This window comes from Streptomyces sp. NPDC051173 (assembly GCF_040689515.1).
In the GTDB taxonomy this organism is placed as follows: domain Bacteria; phylum Actinomycetota; class Actinomycetes; order Streptomycetales; family Streptomycetaceae; genus Streptomyces.
Genome location: NZ_JBFBBD010000147.1, coordinates 1 through 4,749, shown reverse-complemented (window position 1 = coordinate 4,749; position 4,749 = coordinate 1). Strand labels below are relative to the sequence as shown.

Below are 4,749 nucleotides of genomic sequence, written 5' to 3'. Positions count from 1 at the left end.
GCCGTCGTCGGACACTCCCAAGGCGAAATGGCCGCCGCCTGCGTAGCCGGCGCACTCACCCTCCACGACGCAGCACGCATCGTCGCCATACGCAGTGATGCCCTTCGACAGTTGGCTGGGCACGGTGCGATGGCCTCCCTGGGGGTGGGTCAGGAGCAGGCCGCCGAGCTCGTCGACGGGCACCCGGGCGTGGGCATCGCGGGCGTCAACAGCCCTTCCTCCACGGTGGTCTCGGGCCCGCCCGAGCGGGTCGCCGCCGTGGTCGCGGACGCGGAGGCGCGCGGTCTGCGGGCGCGCACGATCGATGTGGACTACGCCTCCCACGGGCCGCAGGTCGACGAGATCGCCGGCCTGCTCGCGGAGCGCCTCAGCGGTATCCGGCCGGTGGACACCGACGTGGCGTTCTACTCCACCGTCACCGCCGGACGCCTGGAGACCACCGGCCTGGACACCGCGTACTGGATCGCCAACCTGCGCCGGCCCATCCGCTTCGCCGACACCGTAGAGGCCCTGCTCGCCGACGGCTACCGCCTGTTCATCGAGGCCAGCCCCCACCCCGTACTCAACCTGGGCATCCAGGAGACCGTCGACCACGTCGGCGTCACGGCTGCCGTCGTCCCCACCCTGCGCCGTGACCACGGCGGCCTCACCCAGCTCACCCACGCCGCCGCCCAGGCCTTCACAGCCGGCGCGGACATCGACTGGCGGCGCTGGTTCCCCACCGAACCCACCCCCCGGACCGTCGACCTGCCGACCTACTCGTTCCAGCGCCGGCACTACTGGCTCGAGCACTCCACCGCGACCGCCGCTGTCGGCGGAGGTCACGACGCGGCCGAAGCGCGGCTGTGGCAGGCCATCGAGGACCGGGACGTCGAGGCACTCGCCGACAGTCTGGAGCTCGACGGCCGGCCGGAGGCGGTCGAGGCGCTGGAGCCCGCCCTGCCGGTCCTCTCGGCCTGGCGGCGACGGCACCGGGAACAGTCGGCGATCGACTCCTGGCGCTACCGCGTCACGTGGGAGTACCTCGCCGATGCCTCGGTGACACCGGAGTTGAGCGGGGACTGGCTGCTCTTCGTCCCCGGCACCCACGCCGACCACCCCGCCGTGCGCGCTACGACGGACGCCTTGCGGGAGCACGGGGCGACCGTCCGGCTGCATGCCGTGGAGACGGGTCGCGCACGGCGTGACTCCTTGGCCTCGGTGGACACGGCCGGGCTCGCCGGGATCGTCAATCTGCTGGCGCTCGACGAGGAACCCCACCCCGGACACCCCGCCGTCCCCGCGGGACTCGCCGCGACGACCGCCCTCGTCCAGGCCCTCGACGACAACGGCACCACCGCACCCGTACACACCGTCACCCAAGGCGCCGTGTCCACCAACGCCACCGACCCTCTCACCAACCCCCTCCAAGCGGAGGTCTGGGGACTCGGACGCGTCGCCGCGCTCGAACACCCCCGCCTCTGGGCCGGACTCGTCGACCTCCCCCCACGCATCGACCACCACACCCTCACCCGCCTCGCCACCGCCCTCACCCCGCAGGACGAGGACCAGACCGCCATCCGCACCACCGGCACCCACACCCGCCGGCTCACCCACGCCCCCACCACCACGACCACCACCGACTGGCGGCCCGAGGGCACCACCCTCATCACCGGCGGAACCGGCGGCATCGGAGCCGTCCTCGCCCGCTGGCTCGCCGACCAAGGCGCACCCCACCTCCACCTCACCAGCCGGCGCGGACCCCATGCCCCCGGCGCACAACAACTCGCCGAAGAACTCCGCCGACTCGGCACCGCCGTCACCGTCACCGCCTGCGACGTCAGCGACCCGTCCCAGCTCCGCGAGCTCCTCGACGGCATCCCCGACGATCACCCCCTCACCGCCGTCATCCACGCCGCGGGCATGACGGATCTGACGCCGATCGGCGATCTGACGTCCGCGCGCCTGGCCGAGGTGCTCGGCTCCAAGGCGTACGCGGCCTGGAACCTGCACGAGATGACGCGGGACGCGGACCTGTCGGCCTTCGTGATGTTCTCCTCCGGCGCCGCGGTGTGGGGCAGTGGCCAGCAGGGCGCCTACGGCGCGGCCAACCACTTCCTCGACGCCCTCGCCGAACACCGCCGCGCCCAAGGACTCCCCGCCACCTCCGTCGCCTGGGGCCCCTGGGCCGAGGCGGGGATGTCCGCGGACGAGGAGTCGCTGGCGTACTTCAAGCGCTTCGGCCTGCACCCGATCGGTCCCGGCCTGAGCGTCAAGGCACTGCACCAGGCCGTGAGCTCGGGCGAGACCACGCTGACGGTGGCGAACTTCGACTGGGCGCGGTTCACGCCGACGTTCACCGCGCAGCGGCCCAGCCCGTTCCTCGACGGCATTCCCGAGAACCGGCGGGAGGCGGAACAGCCGGGCTCCGGAGCGGAGACCAGCGCGTTCCGCGCGGAACTCGCGAAGACGCCCGCGTCGCAGCGGCACGGCTTCCTGGTCCAGCGCGTCCGGACGTACGCGGCGGCGACGCTCGGCCGGACGGTGGAGGAGATCCCTGCGGCGAAGCCGTTCCAGGAGCTCGGCTTCGACTCCCTGACCGCCGTCCAGCTGCGCAATCAGCTCAACACCGCGACCGGGCTCGCGCTGCCCGCCACCGTGATCTTCGACCATCCCACGTCCGAGGCGCTGGCCACGCACCTGCGCGGGCAGCTCGGCCTCGCGGGCGAGGAGGCCGGTGAGGGCAGCGTCCTCGCGGCCCTGGACAAGTGGGACGCGGCGTACGGCACGGACGGGATGGACGAGGCGGCCCGGCGGCGGATCGCGGGCCGGCTCCAAGTGCTGATGGCGAAGTGGAGCCCGGCCCAGGGCGAGGCGGACCGTTCCGCTTCCACCCACGACGCGCTGGAGTCCGCGTCCGCGGACGACATCTTCGACCTGATCTCCAGCGAGTTCGGGAAGTCCTGACTTCCCTTCCCTCCCGTCCCCCATGACCTCGATCATCCACGTAGTGCCAAGGAGCCTGGGTTAGATGTCGAACGAGGAGAAGCTTCTCGATCACCTCAAGTGGGTCACCGCGGAGCTGCGCGAGGCCCACCAACGGCTCCGCGACAAGGAATCGGCGGAACCGGTCGCGATCGTGGGGATGGCCTGCCGCTATCCCGGCGGCACCCGGTCCGCCGAGGACCTGTGGCGCCTCGTGCGCGAGGGGGGCGATGCCGTCTCGGCGTTCCCCGACGACCGGGGCTGGGACCTGGAGGCGCTCTACCACCCGGATCCCGAACACCCGGGCACCAGCTATGTGCGGGACGGCGCCTTCCTCTACGACGCGGGCGACTTCGACGCCGAGTTCTTCGGCATCAGCCCGCGTGAAGCGGTGGCGATGGACCCGCAGCAGCGGCTGCTGCTGGAGACCGCCTGGGAGGCCGTCGAGCACGCGGGCCTGGATCCGCGGGAGTTGCAGGGCAGCGACACGGGTGTCTTCACCGGGGTGAGCGCCCACGACTACCTGACGCTGATCAGCCAGACGGCCAGCGAGGTCGAGGGGTACATCGGCACCGGCAACCTCGGCAGTGTGGTCTCGGGCCGGATCTCCTACACCCTGGGGCTCGAGGGCCCGGCCGTGACGGTCGACACCGCGTGCTCGTCGTCGCTGGTCGCGATCCACCTGGCGGCCCAGGCGCTGCGGCAGGGCGAGTGCTCACTGGCCCTCGCGGGCGGCTCCACCGTGATGGCGACGCCCGGCTCGTTCACGGAGTTCTCCCGGCAGCGCGGGCTGGCCCCCGACGGGCGGTGCAAGCCCTTCGCGGCCGCCGCCGACGGCACCGGCTGGGGCGAGGGCGCCGGTGTCGTGGCACTCGAGCTGCTCTCCGAGGCGCGGCGCCGCGGGCACAAGGTCCTCGCGGTGGTCCGGGGTTCGGCCGTCAACCAGGACGGCACCAGCAACGGCCTCGCCGCCCCCAACGGGCCCTCGCAGGAGCGGGTCATCCGCGCGGCCCTCGCCAACGCGCGCCTGTCCGCCGACGACGTGGACGTGGTGGAGGCGCACGGCACCGGCACCACGCTGGGTGACCCCATCGAGGCCGGCGCGCTCCTCGCCACGTACGGCAAGGACCGGCCCGAGGACCGGCCGCTGTGGCTCGGGTCGGTGAAGTCCAACATCGGCCACACCCAGGCGGCCGCCGGCGTCGCCGGTGTGATCAAGATGGTCATGGCCCTGCGCGACGGCCTCCTGCCCGCCTCGCTGCACATCGACGCGCCCTCGCCGCACGTCCAGTGGGAGCAGGGCGGCGTGCGTCTCCTCACCGGGCCGGTCGAGTGGCGGTCGGAGCGTACGCGCCGGGCGGGCGTCTCGGCGTTCGGCATCTCGGGGACGAACGCGCATCTGATCCTGGAGGAGGCGCCGGCATCGGAGGAGGAGCAGCCCGAGGTGACCGAGCCTCCGGCGGGTTCGGTGGTGCCGTGGGTCGTCTCCGGACGGACCGGCGAAGCCCTGCGCCAACAAGCCCACAAACTCGACACGTTCACGGACGCTTCCACCGTCGAGGTGGGCTGGTCACTGGCCACGACACGGTCGGCCTTCGAACACCGCGCCGTGATCGTAGGACACGACCACGACCAGGCCCGCACCGCACTCCACTCACTGGCCTCCGGCGAAGTCTCACCCGACCTGGTCACCGGAACAGCCCAGGACACAGGCCCAGGACCGGTACTGGTATTCCCCGGACAAGGCTCACAGTGGATCGGCATGGGAGCCCAACTCCTCGACGA

Annotated in this window: 2 protein-coding genes; both read left to right on the top strand. The window is 72.4% G+C overall.

The genetic code is table 11. The features are described from left to right. A partial coding sequence (locus AB0435_RS33840) for an SDR family NAD(P)-dependent oxidoreductase (RefSeq protein WP_366428704.1) occupies positions 1 to 2,946 on the top strand: 2,946 nt, incomplete at its 5' end. A gap of 64 nt (positions 2,947 to 3,010) precedes the next feature. Continuing rightward, positions 3,011 to 4,749 (top strand): type I polyketide synthase (locus tag AB0435_RS33835; protein ID WP_366428703.1); only part of this gene is annotated, 1,739 nt, incomplete at its 3' end.